General features: G+C 60.0%; 11 protein-coding genes. 9 read left to right on the forward strand and 2 right to left on the reverse strand.

Annotated features, from left to right (window positions below; all coding sequences use genetic code 11):
* Positions 1-105: 105 nt before the first annotated feature.
* Complete coding sequence (gene glpR / locus HU737_RS16710) at positions 106-861, forward strand: DNA-binding transcriptional repressor GlpR (RefSeq protein ID WP_186556199.1); 756 nt, start codon at positions 106-108, stop codon at positions 859-861.
* Between the two features lie 204 nt (positions 862-1,065).
* Entirely contained in the window at positions 1,066-2,604 is a 1,539-nt protein-coding gene (gene glpD / locus HU737_RS16715) for a glycerol-3-phosphate dehydrogenase (RefSeq protein ID WP_217838535.1), read from the forward strand.
* Between the two features lie 57 nt (positions 2,605-2,661).
* Here glpD and HU737_RS16720 read toward each other — a convergent pair whose 3' ends face one another.
* Entirely contained in the window at positions 2,662-7,050 is a 4,389-nt protein-coding gene (locus HU737_RS16720) for an NEL-type E3 ubiquitin ligase domain-containing protein (protein WP_186556197.1), read from the reverse strand.
* Between the two features lie 337 nt (positions 7,051-7,387).
* Between HU737_RS16720 and HU737_RS16725 the strand changes: the two genes are divergently transcribed.
* The 7 genes from HU737_RS16725 (at position 7,388) to HU737_RS16755 (ending at position 14,262) form a co-directional block, all read left to right on the forward strand.
* Complete coding sequence (locus HU737_RS16725) at positions 7,388-8,308, forward strand: glutamate/aspartate ABC transporter substrate-binding protein (RefSeq protein WP_186556196.1); 921 nt, start codon at positions 7,388-7,390, stop codon at positions 8,306-8,308.
* 145 nt (positions 8,309-8,453) lie between these two features.
* The gene (locus HU737_RS16730) at positions 8,454-9,200 is read left to right on the forward strand and encodes an amino acid ABC transporter permease (protein ID WP_186556195.1); all 747 of its coding nucleotides are present in this window, start codon (positions 8,454-8,456) and stop codon (positions 9,198-9,200) included.
* Positions 9,200-9,871: an amino acid ABC transporter permease gene (locus tag HU737_RS16735; RefSeq protein WP_186556249.1), complete on the forward strand. Its 672-nt coding sequence runs from the start codon at positions 9,200-9,202 to the stop codon at positions 9,869-9,871. Before HU737_RS16730 ends, HU737_RS16735 begins: the two co-directional genes overlap by 1 nt.
* Positions 9,868-10,602 carry an amino acid ABC transporter ATP-binding protein gene (locus HU737_RS16740; protein ID WP_119138855.1) on the forward strand — a complete coding sequence of 245 codons (735 nt, stop codon included), beginning with the start codon at positions 9,868-9,870 and terminating at the stop codon, positions 10,600-10,602. Before HU737_RS16735 ends, HU737_RS16740 begins: the two co-directional genes overlap by 4 nt.
* A 69-nt stretch (positions 10,603-10,671) precedes the next feature.
* Positions 10,672-12,576, forward strand: coding sequence for a two-component sensor histidine kinase AauS (gene aauS, locus HU737_RS16745; RefSeq protein ID WP_186556194.1), 1,905 nt, complete (start codon positions 10,672-10,674; stop codon positions 12,574-12,576).
* Positions 12,573-13,901 carry a two-component response regulator AauR gene (gene aauR, locus HU737_RS16750; RefSeq protein ID WP_186556193.1) on the forward strand — a complete coding sequence of 443 codons (1,329 nt, stop codon included), beginning with the start codon at positions 12,573-12,575 and terminating at the stop codon, positions 13,899-13,901. The genes aauS and aauR overlap by 4 nt, the downstream gene beginning before the upstream one ends.
* Before the next feature lie 25 nt (positions 13,902-13,926).
* Positions 13,927-14,262 (forward strand): GlpM family protein, encoded by a 336-nt coding sequence (locus HU737_RS16755; protein ID WP_186556192.1) that lies wholly within the window; start codon positions 13,927-13,929, stop codon positions 14,260-14,262.
* 33 nt (positions 14,263-14,295) lie between these two features.
* On the opposite strand, the gene HU737_RS16760 is transcribed toward HU737_RS16755, so the two are convergent.
* Positions 14,296-15,291, reverse strand: a complete 996-nt coding sequence (locus HU737_RS16760) for an alpha/beta fold hydrolase (RefSeq protein ID WP_186556191.1) — start codon at positions 15,289-15,291, stop codon at positions 14,296-14,298.
* Positions 15,292-15,409: the final 118 nt, after the last annotated feature.

The following is a 15,409-nucleotide window of genomic DNA, read 5'->3' on the forward strand; positions in this document are numbered from 1 at the left end:
GAGCGGGCTGGCCCGCGATGACCTGCGCAAGCTTCCTTTGCTGGCCGTCATCCCTTTCCTACGGCATCATTGCAGCATTTGTCCGGCAGCCCCAAAGGACCGCCCATGAATCTGCCCCCTCGCCAACAACAAATCCTCGAACTGGTGCGCGAACGCGGCTACGTCAGTATCGAAGAAATGGCGCAGTTGTTCGTCGTTACCCCGCAAACCATCCGCCGCGACATCAACCAACTGGCCGAGATCAACCTGCTGCGCCGTTACCACGGCGGTGCGGCATACGACTCAAGCATCGAGAACACGGCCTACGCCATGCGCGCAGACCAGATGCGCGATGAGAAACAGCGTATCGCTGAAGCCGTGGCCCTGCAGATTCCCGATCACGCTTCGGTGTTCATCAATATCGGCACCACCACCGAATCGATCGCCCGCGCGCTGCTCAATCACAATCACCTCAAGGTCATCACCAATAACCTGCACGTGGCCTCGATCCTCAGCGCCAAGGACGATTTCGAAGTCTTGGTGGCCGGCGGCACGGTGCGCCGCGATGGGGGGGTGGTCGGTCAGGCCAGCGTCGACTTCATCAACCAGTTCAAGGTCGACTTCGCCCTGGTGGGCATCAGCGGTATCGATGAAGATGGCAGCCTGCTCGATTTCGATTACCAGGAAGTGCGCGTATCCCAGGCGATCATCGCCAATGCACGCCAGGTCATCCTCGCCGCCGACTCCAGCAAGTACGGGCGTAATGCCATGGTCCGCCTGGGCTCGATCAACCTAGTCGACTGCCTGGTGACCGACCAGTCCCCCTCCCCCGCGCTGAACCAGTTGCTGGCCCAGCACAAGATTCGCCTCGAAGTGGTGTGAGCTGCGGTGGGGCCGCTTTGCGGCCCCACAATCCTGAGCTCATGCAGGCTCGTCGCAAATGTTCATAAATGTTCACTTTATCGTCATCTGATCAGTTTTTTCTATGAAGACTGACTGGCGATAGCCGTTCTGTTGCGCTAGTATTTTCGGAAACGAACATTGATGTTCATATTCGATGTGAACAGCCTTCAGGAGGCCTTGCCCGTGTCCCAGCCCGTTTCGTCCCAGCCTACCCTCGCCGACTGCTACGATCTTGCCGTGATCGGTGGCGGTATCAATGGCGTGGGCATTGCCGCCGACGCTGCCGGACGCGGCCTGAAAGTGTTCCTTTGCGAAAAGGACGATCTGGCCCAGCACACCTCCTCCGCCAGCAGCAAACTGATCCATGGCGGCTTGCGTTACCTGGAGCACTACGAGTTTCGCCTGGTGCGTGAAGCCTTGGCCGAGCGTGAAGTGTTGCTGGCCAAGGCGCCGCATATCGTCAAGCCGATGCGTTTCGTCCTGCCTCATCGCCCGCACCTGCGCCCGGCCTGGATGATTCGCGCTGGCCTGTTCCTCTACGATCACCTGGGCAAGCGTAAACGCCTTGGCGCTTCGCGCAGCCTGCGCTTTGGCCCTGGCAACCCGCTCAAGCCGGCCATCACCCGCGGTTTCGAATATGCCGACTGCGCCGTTGACGATGCACGCCTGGTAGTACTCAACGCCATGGCCGCGCGTGAAAAGGGCGCCGATATTCATACCCGCACCCGCTGCCTGCGTGCCGAACGCATCGATGGCCTGTGGCAAGTCGAATTGCAGCACGCCGATGGCAGCCTGCAGACTATCCGCGCCCGCGCCCTGGTCAACGCCGCAGGCCCCTGGGTCGCCAGCTTCATCAAGGATGACCTCAAGCTCGATGCGCCATACGGTATCCGCTTGATTCAAGGCAGCCACATCATCGTGCCGCGCCTATACGAAGGCGAGCACGCCTACATCCTGCAGAATGAAGATCAGCGCATTGTTTTCGCTATCCCCTACCTCGGGCGTTTCACCCTGATCGGCACCACCGACCGTGAATACAGCGGCGACCCGGCGCAAGTGAAAATCACCGAAGGCGAAACCGACTACTTGCTCAAGGTGGTTAACCAGCACTTCAACCATCAGCTCAGCCGTGCCGACATCCTGCACACCTACTCGGGCGTTCGCCCACTGTGCAATGACGAATCGGATAACCCTTCGGCCGTGACCCGCGACTACACCCTGGCGCTGTCCGCCAGTGAAGGCCTGGCGCCACTGCTGTCAGTATTTGGCGGCAAGCTTACGACCTACCGTAAACTGGCTGAGTCGGCCATGACCGAACTCAAGCCTTTCTTCACTCAGATGCGCGAAAGCTGGACCGCTGAGAGTCCCCTGCCCGGCGGCGAGAACATGACCGAAACACAAGCCCTGGTCGATTCCCTCCTCGCACACCACAACTGGCTGCCTGTGGACATCGCCAAGCGTTGGGCAAGCACCTATGGCAGCCGCGTATGGCGGCTGCTGGAAGATACTCAAGGGCCGGCGGACCTGGGCCAGACGATAGGCGGCGGCTTGTTCACACGCGAGGTAGACTACCTACGCAACCAAGAATGGGCCGTGACTGCCGAAGATATCCTTTGGCGCCGTACCAAGCTGGGCCTGTTCACCTCTACGGCGGAGCAACAGGTGCTGGTCGATTACCTGAAGCAAGTAGCAGATCGCAGCGCGGGGATCCGCGCTGCCTGACGTGAATTGACGCAGCGCTTCGCCTATCGCGACGTGCTGCGTCTATGCCCGAGCACCCTACAAGGGCCAACGCGCATACGCCTCTGCCGTCAAACGCTTGATGAGTGCGGTTTCCTGCGTTTCCAGCTGCTGCTTTAACTCATTGCACCGCTCCAGGTACGTGTTCTCATCAATCTGATTACTTTCCACTTGTAATGCGTACCGCTCCAGCGTTTGCTGCTGAGCATCGACCAATGCTCTGAATTGCAAGAAATAGATCTGTCGCAGGTAATCCTGCCAGAAGGGCTGATCTGCCAGCGATTGCACCAGTTGCTCGGTGGATTCCGCAGAAAGAATTTCGACCCTGGCACTGTCGATATCTTCCGCCGTCACGAAAGAATGATCCTCAAAGTGCATACGCAGCGGTTGAGCTGGCAACCTCAGCCGCGTGGCCAGCCTTGTTCGGTATGCCAGGTAGGTTTCGATGTCGTCGATCCGCTCCAGGTTGCGCGGCTCGTTCGCGTTCACCTCCCTCAGCCACTTCAGTTTACGTGCAGCAATCCTGTCCACCTGCTGCAAGCGAAACAGCGAACGCCCAAGCCTTATCAAAGCGGCCTCACTCTGCATCTGGGCCAAACCTGCCATCTCGCGATGAACCAGTACACGGATTTCCATCTGGCTGAGTAGCCATAGCAGCCTGTCCTCACAGGTGGCCATTCCGCCCGCCTGCTCGAACAACAGCTCGCGCAACTCGCCATTTTCCTCGCATGCCTCGATGATGTTCCACACCCTTGCACGGTAGTACGCGGGATGTTTCAAATAATCAGAAGATCGTGCGAAATCACGCAAAAAGTGGAAGAAGTCATTCGCTCCAGGCTCACTGCGCAGGTTATCCCACAACGCTTCGCGATCAGTGCGCAATGCTGAGGAGGAACCTACCAGCCATTCCGACAACTCAGCTTGCAGAATCAGGTGATGCCGATAATAAGGACTGTGTTGAACAGCGTGACCAGATGCAGTCGATGGGGCCGGTTGTTCATTCAGCAGTGCCTCACTGGCCTCATTCAATGGATTATCGTGCAGCGCCATTTGCCGCAAGCGGGCCTGCAGCCCCTGAAGGTCGCGATTGACTTCGCGAATCTGGTTGTCTCGCAAATCGGCAATGCCTCGCCAAGGCAACTGCTGAACCTCAGCTGGCAGCTCTGCAATGGCCGCCCCACGCATCTGTACCCAACGCAAGTTCAGTAAGTGCCTCACCTGCGGTGCATCTCGCAACGGGTTGTAATTAAGCCCAAGTATCTCCAAATGCAGCAACGTACTGAGCCGTTGGCTGTCTGCTGACGTCATCACTATCTGGTTGTTATCGAGGCGCAAAATGCGAAGCTCGGTCAATTGCTCTATACCCGACGGGATAGACACCAGCCGATTGCTGCTCAGGTAGAGCTCCATAAGGTTCGGGAAACGCCCGAGAAAATCAGCATCGACAGTCTCCAAATCCATTTCGAGCAACGCCAGGCGTGTCACATGGTTGAAGGTAATGCCTGGAGGCAAGTCAGGCAGACTTGCTACACGCTCGCCACGAATTTCCAGCTCGTAGCTGCCGTCCATCCGCCGCCGCAACTTGCGGCGCCAGCAACGCCTGATAGCGCTGACCACCCTGCTGCGCCTGAGAAGATCCAATACGTTTCCATAATTGGACTGCCAACTCGTCAGCGCTTCGCGCAATGCCATCCATTGCTCATGCAACGCTTCGTAGTGAGACCACGGATCAACACCTTCGGAAGTCAAATTGAGCATGTACCGCTGCAATTGCGTATCGTCGAGGGTTGGGAATACCTGCAAAATTCCGCGCCTGATAGCCTCGGTTCGGGACTCGCCCCGCCCACTAAGCGGGTAGCCGAGTCGACCATCGGCGAAGCGCAAGGGGGGGCGCACACCACCGGCGATAGACGTCTGCCCTATGAGCCGCGATGCCAAGTCCCGGTGAACCCGCGCGTGCCCCGCCAGCCGGTCGGCCAATTGCTGATCGTTCAGCATGGTATTGCCCAGGCGCACTTTCTGCTCATCGCTCATGCACAAAAGAAGAGCGTGCATCAGGCTGTTGCTGGGTGTTGCCGGGCGGCGGGAGTCAACGGTAGCGTCATGAACGCCGTAGCCCTGGTCTTTGCGCACGATGTAACGGGTTTGTTGTGCCACCTCTGAGCCCACCTGCCCCTGCAAGAGGCCCTGCGTTGAACCAACACGCAGTTCGATACGCAGCCGATCTGGCCAGGGAGCAAGCTCATGGACCAAGCCGATCGCCAGCCTTTCAGTATCGCCATTGATCGCCTGCTGCTGGCGCAAACCGGCGCAGGCACGATCCAGCCGACTGTCATGCAGGAACCAGCGAATTCTCTCTGCCATCACCAACGGTACGCGCCCGCTGGAGCGCAGTTGTTCAAGGAGCAGATTGTCGACCTGCTTGCGTATCTCCTTTGCTCCTCGCACCGAAAGCCCAGCAAATGATCGTCGTATCAATGCATCTTCAACTTCCTCCGTCTCTTGGGCCGCAGCGACCAGCAGCTCGAATGCATCTGCCTGCATGGCGGGATGGAGGGCGTGCAGGCGATGGCGATCATACGCATCCAGTAGCCGAGCAGGTGCCGGGGCGTGCTCCAGATGCAATTGGCGCAGCCGCTCCTCGTCAAAACCTGTGCAATCGAGTACCGCAGTTGCCTGTTCCGGCGTCATGTCAAAAAATGCTGCTGCCAGCCGACGCAACAATTGCAGTTCACCTGTCCATTCCTGAGGCAGCTCCAACGCATGACGCCATCCACCGCTGCCATTGCGTTCAAGCAACGGTCTGTATGCCCCATTGCGCTTTGGATGGCGAATCACCAAATCCTTGCCGCTTTGCGAACGCGCCATCTGGAAGGTGCCCTCGTGGAATTGCACTTGAGTCCGTCCCAGGTGACTCTCGCTCTGCCCTGGAGACACGCCCAGGGGTTGGTCGACCTGGTAAGGCGTCATGTCAAAAGAACACAGTTTCAATCGCCCACTTTCAACTAACACAGGGGTCAACTTGCGCACAAAGGTCACCCCTACCCCCACCGCCGCTCCCAGCGCCAGGTTTTGCGCGACCGCAAACACATGCCCTAGGGCAGCCTCACGGTCGCCTAGCCGCCAATCCTGATAGCCTTCGTAGACTTCGTCGGCAACCTGAAACGCAGCAACACCCAGCATCAGCTCGCCCAGTACAGGTATGAATAGCCCGGCCAAGCCCAACAGCGCCAGGCCAGCATTTTCATAGCTGGCCAGGCGCCGGCTGCGGCTGGCGGCATCTTCATCATCTGTAGGCACCACCAGTACTCTGGCATCGTCGAATATCTTGTCGATGTGCAAGGCACGAAGATGAGCAAACAACGGTTTGTCCAGGGGAAAATGGCGACCATCGAGTTCAAGTGCGGTTCCTGTCGCGGTCTTGGCCCGAAGACGCTCAAGCTTGGCAGTGAAGTCCATCCGCTCGAGCTCGCCAATGAAACGCATGAAAAACGTCTCATAACTCGACTCACGCAAGCGCAGTCCCAAATCTGTGTAGAGTGCGACCCAGGAGGCATGCCATCGAACCGGCTTGTCAGCATCGCCGGGAATCCAGACGATTAGACCGCTAGGGGCAGCATCTTTATGATCACGCGTTTCGACCACCACCACCCCGTTGACACGTTTACCAAGCACGAACAGCTGCCTACAGACAAGCACCGTGGTGTCGGCAGCTACGATCGGCTTTGGCGCGACAACTCTGAGCATCTGTAGATAGCTGCGCTCGTCAATCTCTGCTTTGAAAAAGGCGATACGTACCGCAGCATCCAATGCCGTGCGCTGCGCCTCTTCAAACACTATCTCGATCTCTCGCCGAGCATGCCCTGGGGTGCCGCCCTCCTTGTCAGCCGGCAGCAAGTGCTCACGCAATACCCTTTGATAGTTGCCGCCTAGGTCCAGCTGACGGCAAAGTTTGGCGAACAACACGAACGAAAGGGGCAGCAAGGCGCCTGATGCAGCCTCTACCCGCCGGCGGATACGCGGCCTGGCGACAATTTCATCTGCAGCAAAGTTGTGCATTGCCGCAGACAGCAGTGGCACTGAGTCTGTGCGCACCGTGATCTCCAAAGGGGGCAGAGGAAAAATGCTTGGATAAGACTTGCGTACCACTGTACACAGCTGCGCCGACCGTACATCGACATGGAAGTTGTATTTCTGGGTAAGGGCTTGCTCCAAAAGCGGCGCGCAAAACGCTGCTAGGTCGGGGAGACCACTCAGCAGCCGTTTCAATCGTTCGGCACTTTGCTGCTGCCCAATCAACGCAAGATGTATCTCCTCGAGCGCATCACCGGGGGCATTTTTCAGCCAATCGGGTAACTGCCTGGCGATCAACGCATCTATTGAGTCGGAGGGAAGTTCGTGAACAGCCTGCTCAGGGGTATCGTTCATAGGGTGCCTCTCTATTCTTGAGAAGCGAACAGCAAGCCTCGAACGGCCTGGCACAAGGTGTTAATTAGATAGGACTGAGCCCTGCTTCAGCGAATCCATTCGGATTCCCGAACGACTCAGCCGCAATTCATTCGGAGATCCGTACAAAAAACTGTTACAGGGCAACCGCTAAACTGTTGATCGCCTGCGTCTGCGGGGCGTTATGATCTCTGACAGAGCTTGGCACGACTCATGCTCTACACTTGGAAGCCGAATGCACCGCTTCATGCTGTATTCGTTGAACGAAAGAGTCCGCCAACGGCTCCATAAAAAAAACAAACACGTCGAGGAAAATTTGATGCGTATCGTTCGTCAATTGCTGGGCGCCGCCATCGCGGCCGCTGTGATCGCTTCGCCGGCCATGGCTGAAGAGCTGACCGGCACCCTGAAGAAGATCAAGGATTCGGGCACCATCACCCTGGGGCACCGTGACTCCTCCATTCCATTTTCCTACCTGGCAGGCAAGCCGGAGCCGGTGGGCTACTCCCACGACATCCAGCTGGCCATCGTCGAGCACCTGAAAAAGCAGCTCGACGCTCCTAACCTCAAGGCCCGCTACAACCTGGTCACCTCGCAGACCCGTATCCCACTGGTACAAAACGGCACTGTCGACGTCGAGTGCGGCTCGACCACCAACAACGTCGAACGCCAGCAGCAAGTCGGCTTCTCGGTCGGCATCTTCGAAGTCGGTACCCGCCTGCTGACCAAGGTCAAGGACGGTCAACCGGCCTACAAAGACTTCCCCGACCTGGCTGGCAAGAACGTGGTGACCACCGCTGGCACCACCTCTGAGCGCATCCTCAAGGCGATGAACGCCGACAAGCAGATGAAGATGAACGTGATCTCGGCAAAAGACCACGGCGAAGCCTTCAACATGCTCGAAAGCGGCCGCGCCGTAGCCTTCATGATGGACGATGCCCTGCTCGCCGGCGAAATGGCCAAGGCGCGCAAGCCTGCCGACTGGGTCATCACCGGCACTCCACAGTCCTACGAGATCTACGGCTGCATGGTGCGCAAGGGTGACGACGCGTTCAAGAAGGCCGTCGATGAGGCCATCGTTGCGCTGTACAAGTCTGGCGAGATCAACAAGATCTACGATAAGTGGTTCTCCCAGCCAATCCCGCCAAAAGGCCTGAACCTGCAGTTCCCGATGAGCGACGAGCTCAAGGAACTGATCGCCAACCCGACCGACAAAGCGGCGGACGAGAAGAAGTCCTGAGTCGCAAATAGTGGCCTGGCGCTCAACATGCGCATGAATTAACCCTGCAGGCCACTCGTTAGTGTCTAACCTTTCATCCGAGGGCGCTCGCCGCCCTTGGATGTTCGAAGGTGCCCGTGAAACAACCGTCTGAGGGGAAATCCCGATGAATTACAACTGGGACTGGGGCGTATTCTTCAAGTCCACCGGCGTGGGTAGCGAAACCTACCTGGACTGGTACATCACCGGTCTAGGCTGGACCATCGCCATTGCCATCACCGCCTGGATCATCGCCTTGCTGCTGGGCTCGCTGCTCGGCGTGATGCGTACCGTGCCAAACCGCCTGGTGTCAGGGATTGCCACCGCCTACGTCGAGCTGTTCCGCAACGTACCGCTGCTGGTGCAGCTGTTCATCTGGTACTTCCTGGTGCCGGACCTGCTGCCAGAGGGCCTGCAGGAATGGTTCAAGCAAGACCTCAACCCGACCACCTCGGCGCTGATCAGCGTGGTCATTTGCCTGGGCCTGTTCACCGCTGCGCGGGTCTGCGAACAGGTGCGTACCGGTATCCAGGCGCTGCCCCGCGGCCAGGAAGCCGCCGCCCGGGCGATGGGCTTCAGCCTGGCGCAGATCTACAACAACGTGCTGCTGCCGCAAGCCTACCGGATCATCATTCCGCCGCTTACCTCGGAATTCTTGAACGTGTTCAAGAACTCTTCGGTGGCCTCGCTGATCGGCCTGATGGAGTTGCTGGCGCAGACCAAGCAAACCGCCGAGTTCTCCGCCAACCTGTTCGAGGCGTTCACCCTGGCTACCCTGATCTATTTCACCCTGAACATGGGCCTGATGCTGCTGATGCGCATGGTCGAGAAGAAAGTCTCGGTGCCCGGCCTGATCTCTGTGGGGGGTAAATGATGGAAATGGATTTCAGCGAAATCATCCCTGCCCTGCCGGCCCTCTGGGAAGGCATGGTCATGACCCTCAAGCTGATGGTCATGGGCGTGGTTGGCGGTATCGCCCTGGGCACCATCCTGGCGCTGATGCGCCTGTCGTCGAACAAACTGATGTCCAATGTCGCCGGCGCCTACGTCAACTACTTCCGCTCGATCCCGCTGCTGTTGGTGATCACCTGGTTCTACCTGGCAGTGCCGTTCGTGCTGCGCTGGATCACCGGCGAAGACACCCCGGTGGGCGCCTTCACCTCGTGCGTGGTGGCATTCATGATGTTCGAGGCCGCCTACTTCTGCGAAATCGTCCGTGCTGGCGTGCAGTCGATCTCCAAGGGCCAGATGGGCGCCGCCCAAGCCCTGGGCATGAACTACAGCCAGACCATGCGCCTGATCATCCTGCCGCAGGCGTTTCGCAAGATGACCCCACTGCTGCTGCAGCAGAGCATCATCCTGTTCCAGGACACCTCGCTGGTGTACACCGTGGGCCTGGTCGACTTCCTCAACTCGGCACGCTCGAACGGCGACATCATTGGCCGCTCGCATGAGTTCCTGATCTTCGCCGGTGTCGTCTACTTCCTCATCAGCTTCTCCGCTTCATGGCTGGTCAAGCGCCTGCAAAAAAGGATCACCGTATGATTTCCATCAAGAACGTCAACAAGTGGTACGGCGACTTCCAGGTGCTCACCGACTGCACCACCGATGTCAAAAAGGGCGAAGTGGTGGTGGTCTGCGGCCCATCCGGCTCGGGAAAATCCACCCTGATCAAGTGCGTCAACGCCCTGGAGCCGTTCCAGAAAGGCGACATCGTGGTCGACGGCACCTCGATCTCCGACCCCAAGACCAACTTGCCCAAGCTGCGTTCGCGGGTTGGCATGGTATTCCAGCACTTCGAGCTGTTCCCGCACCTGACCATCACCGAGAACCTGACCATCGCGCAGATCAAGGTGCTCGGTCGCAGCAAGGAAGAAGCCACCAAGAAAGGCCTGGCCCTGCTTGAGCGAGTCGGCCTGTCGGCGCACGCGCACAAGCACCCTGGCCAGCTCTCCGGCGGCCAACAGCAACGTGTGGCGATCGCCCGCGCGCTGTCGATGGACCCGATCGTCATGCTGTTCGACGAACCGACCTCGGCGCTGGACCCGGAAATGGTCAGTGAAGTGCTCGATGTGATGGTGCAACTGGCCCACGAAGGCATGACCATGATGTGCGTGACCCACGAGATGGGCTTTGCCCGCAAGGTCGCCAACCGGGTGATCTTCATGGACAAGGGCAATATCATCGAAGACTGCACCAAGGAAGAGTTCTTCGGCGACCAGACGGCCCGCGACCAACGTACCCAGCACTTCCTCAGCAAGATCCTGCAACACTAAGTCGGCCACGGCAGCGGCTGTCCGGTCCCCCACCGGGCAGCCGATGCTGGTCGTGACAAGGCCACTGTGATGAAATGCGACCCCTCGCTTCTGCGCCCTGCCCAACCCGCCGTGAAATCCCGCCTGATCCGTCAATTGCTGCTGCCCCCCTTGATCGTCCTGCTGATGGTCGGCCTGGGCCTGCTTGGCTATCTGGTCAGCGAGAGCAATGGCGTGCGCGCGTTGAGCGAGAATGGCGAGCGCCAGCTGGAGCTGCACGCGCGCACGGTCGAGAGTGAAATCAGCAAGTACACCTACCTGCCCAGCCTGCTGGAGCTCGAAGACAGCGTCTCGCACTTGCTGACCGACACCGACGGCGGCTCCCGCCAGGTCGTCAACGAATACTTGGAAGGCTTGAACCGCCGCAGTCGCAGCCGGGCGATCTTCGTCCTCGACACCAGCGGCCGGGTACAAGCCACCAGCAACTGGCGCGATGCCGACTCGTTCCTCGGCGAAGACCTGTCGTTTCGTGCCTACTTCCAGGATGCCGTGCGCGGCGAGCCTGGACGCTTCTACGGCATCGGCAGTACCACCGGCGAAGCCGGCTATTACCTGGCCCATGGCCTGGAAGAACACGGCAAGATCATTGGCGTAGCGGTGATCAAGGTGCGCCTGGACACCCTTGAGGAGCGCTGGCAACGTGCGCGGCTGGAAGCTTTCGTCAGCGACGAGAACGGCATCATCATCCTCTCCAGCGACCCGGCCAGACGCCTCAAGTCGGTGCGCCCGCTGACCCCACAGACCAAAGAACGCCTGGCCCGTAGCCTGCAATACTACTGGTGGCCACTGAACGAGTTGCAGCCACTGGCCCGGGAAACCCTGGCCGATGGTGTCGAGAAGCTGACCTTCCCGGCCAACAGCGAAACCGCCCAAGGCAAACCCCATGAAGTGTCCTACCTGGCGCAGACCCGGCGCCTGGCCGACACCCCGTGGCATTTCACCCTGTTGACGCCGCTGCAGGACCTGCGCCGCGAGTCGATGGTCCAGGGCATCCTGGTCGGGGTGGCCTTCGCCCTGCTGGCGATCCTGGCGATTGCCTGGAATGAGCGGCGCAAAGTCATCGCCACGCGGTTGGCCGCACGTGAAGCACTGGAAGAAGCCAACAGCCATCTGGAGCGCAAGATCGCCGAACGCACCGCCGACCTGCGCGCCAGCAACGAGCGTCTCAAGGGCCAGATCCGCGAACGCCGGCATGCCGAGCAGACCCTGCGCCACGCCCAAGACGAACTGGTCCAGGCCGGCAAGTTGGCCGCCATCGGCCAGATGTCGACCAGCATTGCCCACGAGTTGAACCAACCGCTGGCGGCGCTGCGCACCTTGTCCGGCAACACCGTGCGTTTCCTGGAGCGCGGCGCGCTGGAAACGGCCAGCACCAACCTGCGCACCATGAACGACCTGATCGACCGCATGGGCCGCATCACCGCCAGCCTGCGTTCGTTCGCCCGCCGCGGCGACGACAGCGGCCAAGCCTCGCTGAGCAAAGCGATCGACGCCAGCCTGCAAGTGCTGGGCAATCGCATTGCCGGTTGCCATCTGCAACTGCACAGCCAGTATGATGACCAGCAGTTGGCCATCGATCAGACCCGCCTGGAGCAGATCCTGGTTAACCTGATCGGCAACGCCCTGGACGCCATGGCCACTCAGCCGCAGCCCCAGCTGTGGTTGGAGGGCGAGCTGCAGGGCGACAAGTATCGTCTGCGCGTGCGCGACAATGGCCACGGCATCGATGCCGAGGCGCGCAAGCACCTGTTCGAACCTTTTTTCACCACCAAACCGGGCGAGCATGGCCTGGGCCTGGGCCTGACCTTGTCGGCGAGCCTGGCCGCCGCCGCCAAAGGCTCTCTGAGCGTCGAACACCCCGCCACTGGCGGCACCGCGTTCGTCCTCGCCCTGCCCTTGGTCAACGCCCCTAGCGAAACGGCTGAGCATTCATGACCCAAGCGCCTTTAACTGTACTGATCGTCGAAGACGACCCGCATGTACTGCTCGGCTGCCAACAGGCATTGGCCCTGGAAGACATCGCCTGCGAAGGCGTCGGCAGTGCCGAGCAGGCCCTGGAACGCATTGGCGATGACTTTGCCGGCATCGTCGTCAGCGATATCCGCCTGCCGGGGATCGACGGCCTGGAGCTGCTCAGCCGCCTCAAGGCGCGCGACCGCAGCCTGCCGGTGGTGCTGATCACTGGCCACGGCGATATCGACATGGCCGTTGGCGCCATGCGCAACGGCGCCTACGACTTCATGGAAAAACCCTTCTCGCCAGAGCGCCTGGTCGAAGTGGTGCGCCGCGCCCTGGAGCAACGTGGCCTGGCCCGCGAGGTGTTTTCGCTGCGCCGCCAGTTGGCCGGCCAAAGCACCCTAGAAGGGCGCATCATCGGCCGCTCACCGGCCATGCAAAACTTGCGCGAACTGATCGCCAACGTTGCCGATACCTCGGCCAACGTGTTGATCGAAGGCGAAACCGGTACCGGCAAAGAGCTGGTCGCACGCTGCCTGCACGACTTCAGTCGGCGCCAAGGCCAGCCGTTCGTAGCGCTCAACTGCGGCGGCCTGCCAGAGAACCTGTTCGAAAGCGAGATCTTCGGCCACGAAGCCAACGCCTTTACCGGCGCCGGCAAGCGCCGCATCGGCAAGATCGAGCACGCCAATGGCGGCACGCTGTTCCTCGATGAAGTCGAGAGCATGCCGCTGAACCTGCAAATCAAACTGCTGCGCGTACTTCAGGAACGCACCCTGGAGCGGCTTGGCTCGAACCAGAGCATCCCGGTCGACTGCCGGGTGATCGCCGCAACCAAGTCCGACCTCGACGCCATGGGCCAGAGCGGCCAGTTCCGCAGCGACCTGTATTACCGCCTGAACGTGGTGACCCTGGAGCTACCGCCCTTGCGCGAGCGTCGGGAAGATATCCTGCAGCTGTTCGAACACTTCTTGCAGCAATCGGCCCTGCGCTTTGACCGTGAAGTGCCGGAGCTGGACAGCCAGACCCTGTCGCGGCTGATGGCCCACGACTGGCCGGGCAACGTGCGTGAGCTGCGTAACGTCGCCGAGCGCTATGCCCTGGGCTTACCGGCGTTCAAGAAATCCGGCACCAGTGGCGCCAGCCAGGGCCTGGGCTTTGCCGAGGCGGTGGAAGCGTTCGAGCGCAACCTGCTCAGCGATGCCTTGCAGCGCAGCGGCGGCAACCTCAGCCAGGCCAGCCTGGAGCTGGGCATGGCCAAGACCACGCTGTTCGACAAAGTGAAAAAATACGGCCTCGGCTGAACTCGATCTCAACCTGGATGACATTGTGGATCTGCTATTCAAAGCCGCCTTGGGCGCGGGCGTGGTGGTACTGCTGGCGATACTGTCGAAGACGCGCAATTACTACATTGCCGGGCTGGTGCCGCTGTTTCCGACCTTCGCCCTGATTGCGCACTACATCGTTGGCAAGGGGCGCTCGCTAGAAGATCTGAAGACCACCATCCTGTTTGGCATGTGGTCGATCATTCCGTACTTCGTGTATCTGGCGACCTTGTATGTGCTGGTCGATCGGATGCGCTTGGAAGCGTCACTGGCGCTGGCGACGGTTGCCTGGTTGGTGGCCGCGACGGTGCTGGTCAGCCTTTGGGTGCGTTTACACTGAGATTGTTGGGGCCGCTTTGCGGCCCACGACAATCTACAGCCGAGCCAAATGGGTCAGATCCTCGCGATGTGACTTCAGGTAAGGCAACACCGCCCCCAGCAGCGGCGCCTTGAACTGCTCCTGAAACCGATGCGCCAACCCCGGAATCAAGCGCAGTTGACTGCCCTGGATATGCGCCGCCAGATGCACCCCATGCATCACCGGCAGCAACGGATCAGCCGTGCCATGCACCACCAGCGTCGGCACCCGCAACTGATTCAACAGCTCGACCCGGCTCGGCTCGGCCAGAATCGCCATGATCTGGCGCTTGGCCCCTTCTGGATTGAACGCCCGGTCATAGGCCAAAGCCGCTTGCTGCAACAGCACCGTCCGATCATCGCGCACCTGCGGGCTACCCAGTGCGGCCAACAGATCAGCCTGCTGCTCGATCGCCACCTCACGACTCGGCGCACTGCGCCGCGCCAGTAACTGCACCAGTGCCGGGCTCGGCGCGGGTAACCCAGCAGCGCCAGAACTGGACATGACCAAGGTCAAACTGCGTACCCGCTCTGGCGCCATCGCCGCCAGGTGCTGGGCAATCATGCCGCCCATGCTCACCCCCAGCACATGAAACTGCTCGACCTGCAACGTATCCATCAGGCGCAGGCCATCGCTGGCCATGTCGGTCAGGGTGTAGGGCGCCGCCACCGACAAGCCGAATTTGTAGCGCAACAGCTCGACCGTAAGGTTGGCCGAGGACGGTAGCTGGTTCCAGCGCGACAGCCCGACATCGCGGTTGTCGTAGCGAATCACCCGAAAACCCTGCTTGCACAGCGCTTGGACCACATCGTCGGGCCAGTGAATGAGCTGCCCGCCCAAGCCCATCACCAGTAGCAACACCGGATCGCTCGGTTTGCCAACGCTTTGGTAAACCAGGCTGACCTGGCCAAGCTCGGCCCGTTGCACAGGTACCTGCGCGTCGCAACGCTGGGCGGCGAAAGCACCCGGCACACTGAACAGGAAAAATAAAAACAGCAGAAAAGCCCGCATGAAAGAAACACCAGATTGCAGATCCCCAGTAGAGCGCGAGTCTGATGAAAATCGTTCAATCGCGCTGCCACAGTTCAGTGACAGTTTGATGAACCTCGCCCAACGGTCTTTCGGATAA

This window comes from Pseudomonas urmiensis, from assembly GCF_014268815.2.
Classification (GTDB): Bacteria; Pseudomonadota; Gammaproteobacteria; order Pseudomonadales; family Pseudomonadaceae; genus Aquipseudomonas; species Aquipseudomonas urmiensis.

Coding starts and splice junctions, on each gene's coding strand:
- glpR (WP_186556199.1), top strand. CDS start 106: ATGAATCTGCCCCCTCGCCAACAACAAATCCTCGAACTGGTGCGCGAA.
- HU737_RS16720 (WP_186556197.1), bottom strand. CDS start 7,050: ATGAACGATACCCCTGAGCAGGCTGTTCACGAACTTCCCTCCGACTCA.
- HU737_RS16725 (WP_186556196.1), top strand. CDS start 7,388: ATGCGTATCGTTCGTCAATTGCTGGGCGCCGCCATCGCGGCCGCTGTG.
- HU737_RS16730 (WP_186556195.1), top strand. CDS start 8,454: ATGAATTACAACTGGGACTGGGGCGTATTCTTCAAGTCCACCGGCGTG.
- HU737_RS16735 (WP_186556249.1), top strand. CDS start 9,200: ATGGAAATGGATTTCAGCGAAATCATCCCTGCCCTGCCGGCCCTCTGG.
- HU737_RS16740 (WP_119138855.1), top strand. CDS start 9,868: ATGATTTCCATCAAGAACGTCAACAAGTGGTACGGCGACTTCCAGGTG.
- aauS (WP_186556194.1), top strand. CDS start 10,672: ATGAAATGCGACCCCTCGCTTCTGCGCCCTGCCCAACCCGCCGTGAAA.
- aauR (WP_186556193.1), top strand. CDS start 12,573: ATGACCCAAGCGCCTTTAACTGTACTGATCGTCGAAGACGACCCGCAT.
- HU737_RS16760 (WP_186556191.1), bottom strand. CDS start 15,291: ATGCGGGCTTTTCTGCTGTTTTTATTTTTCCTGTTCAGTGTGCCGGGT.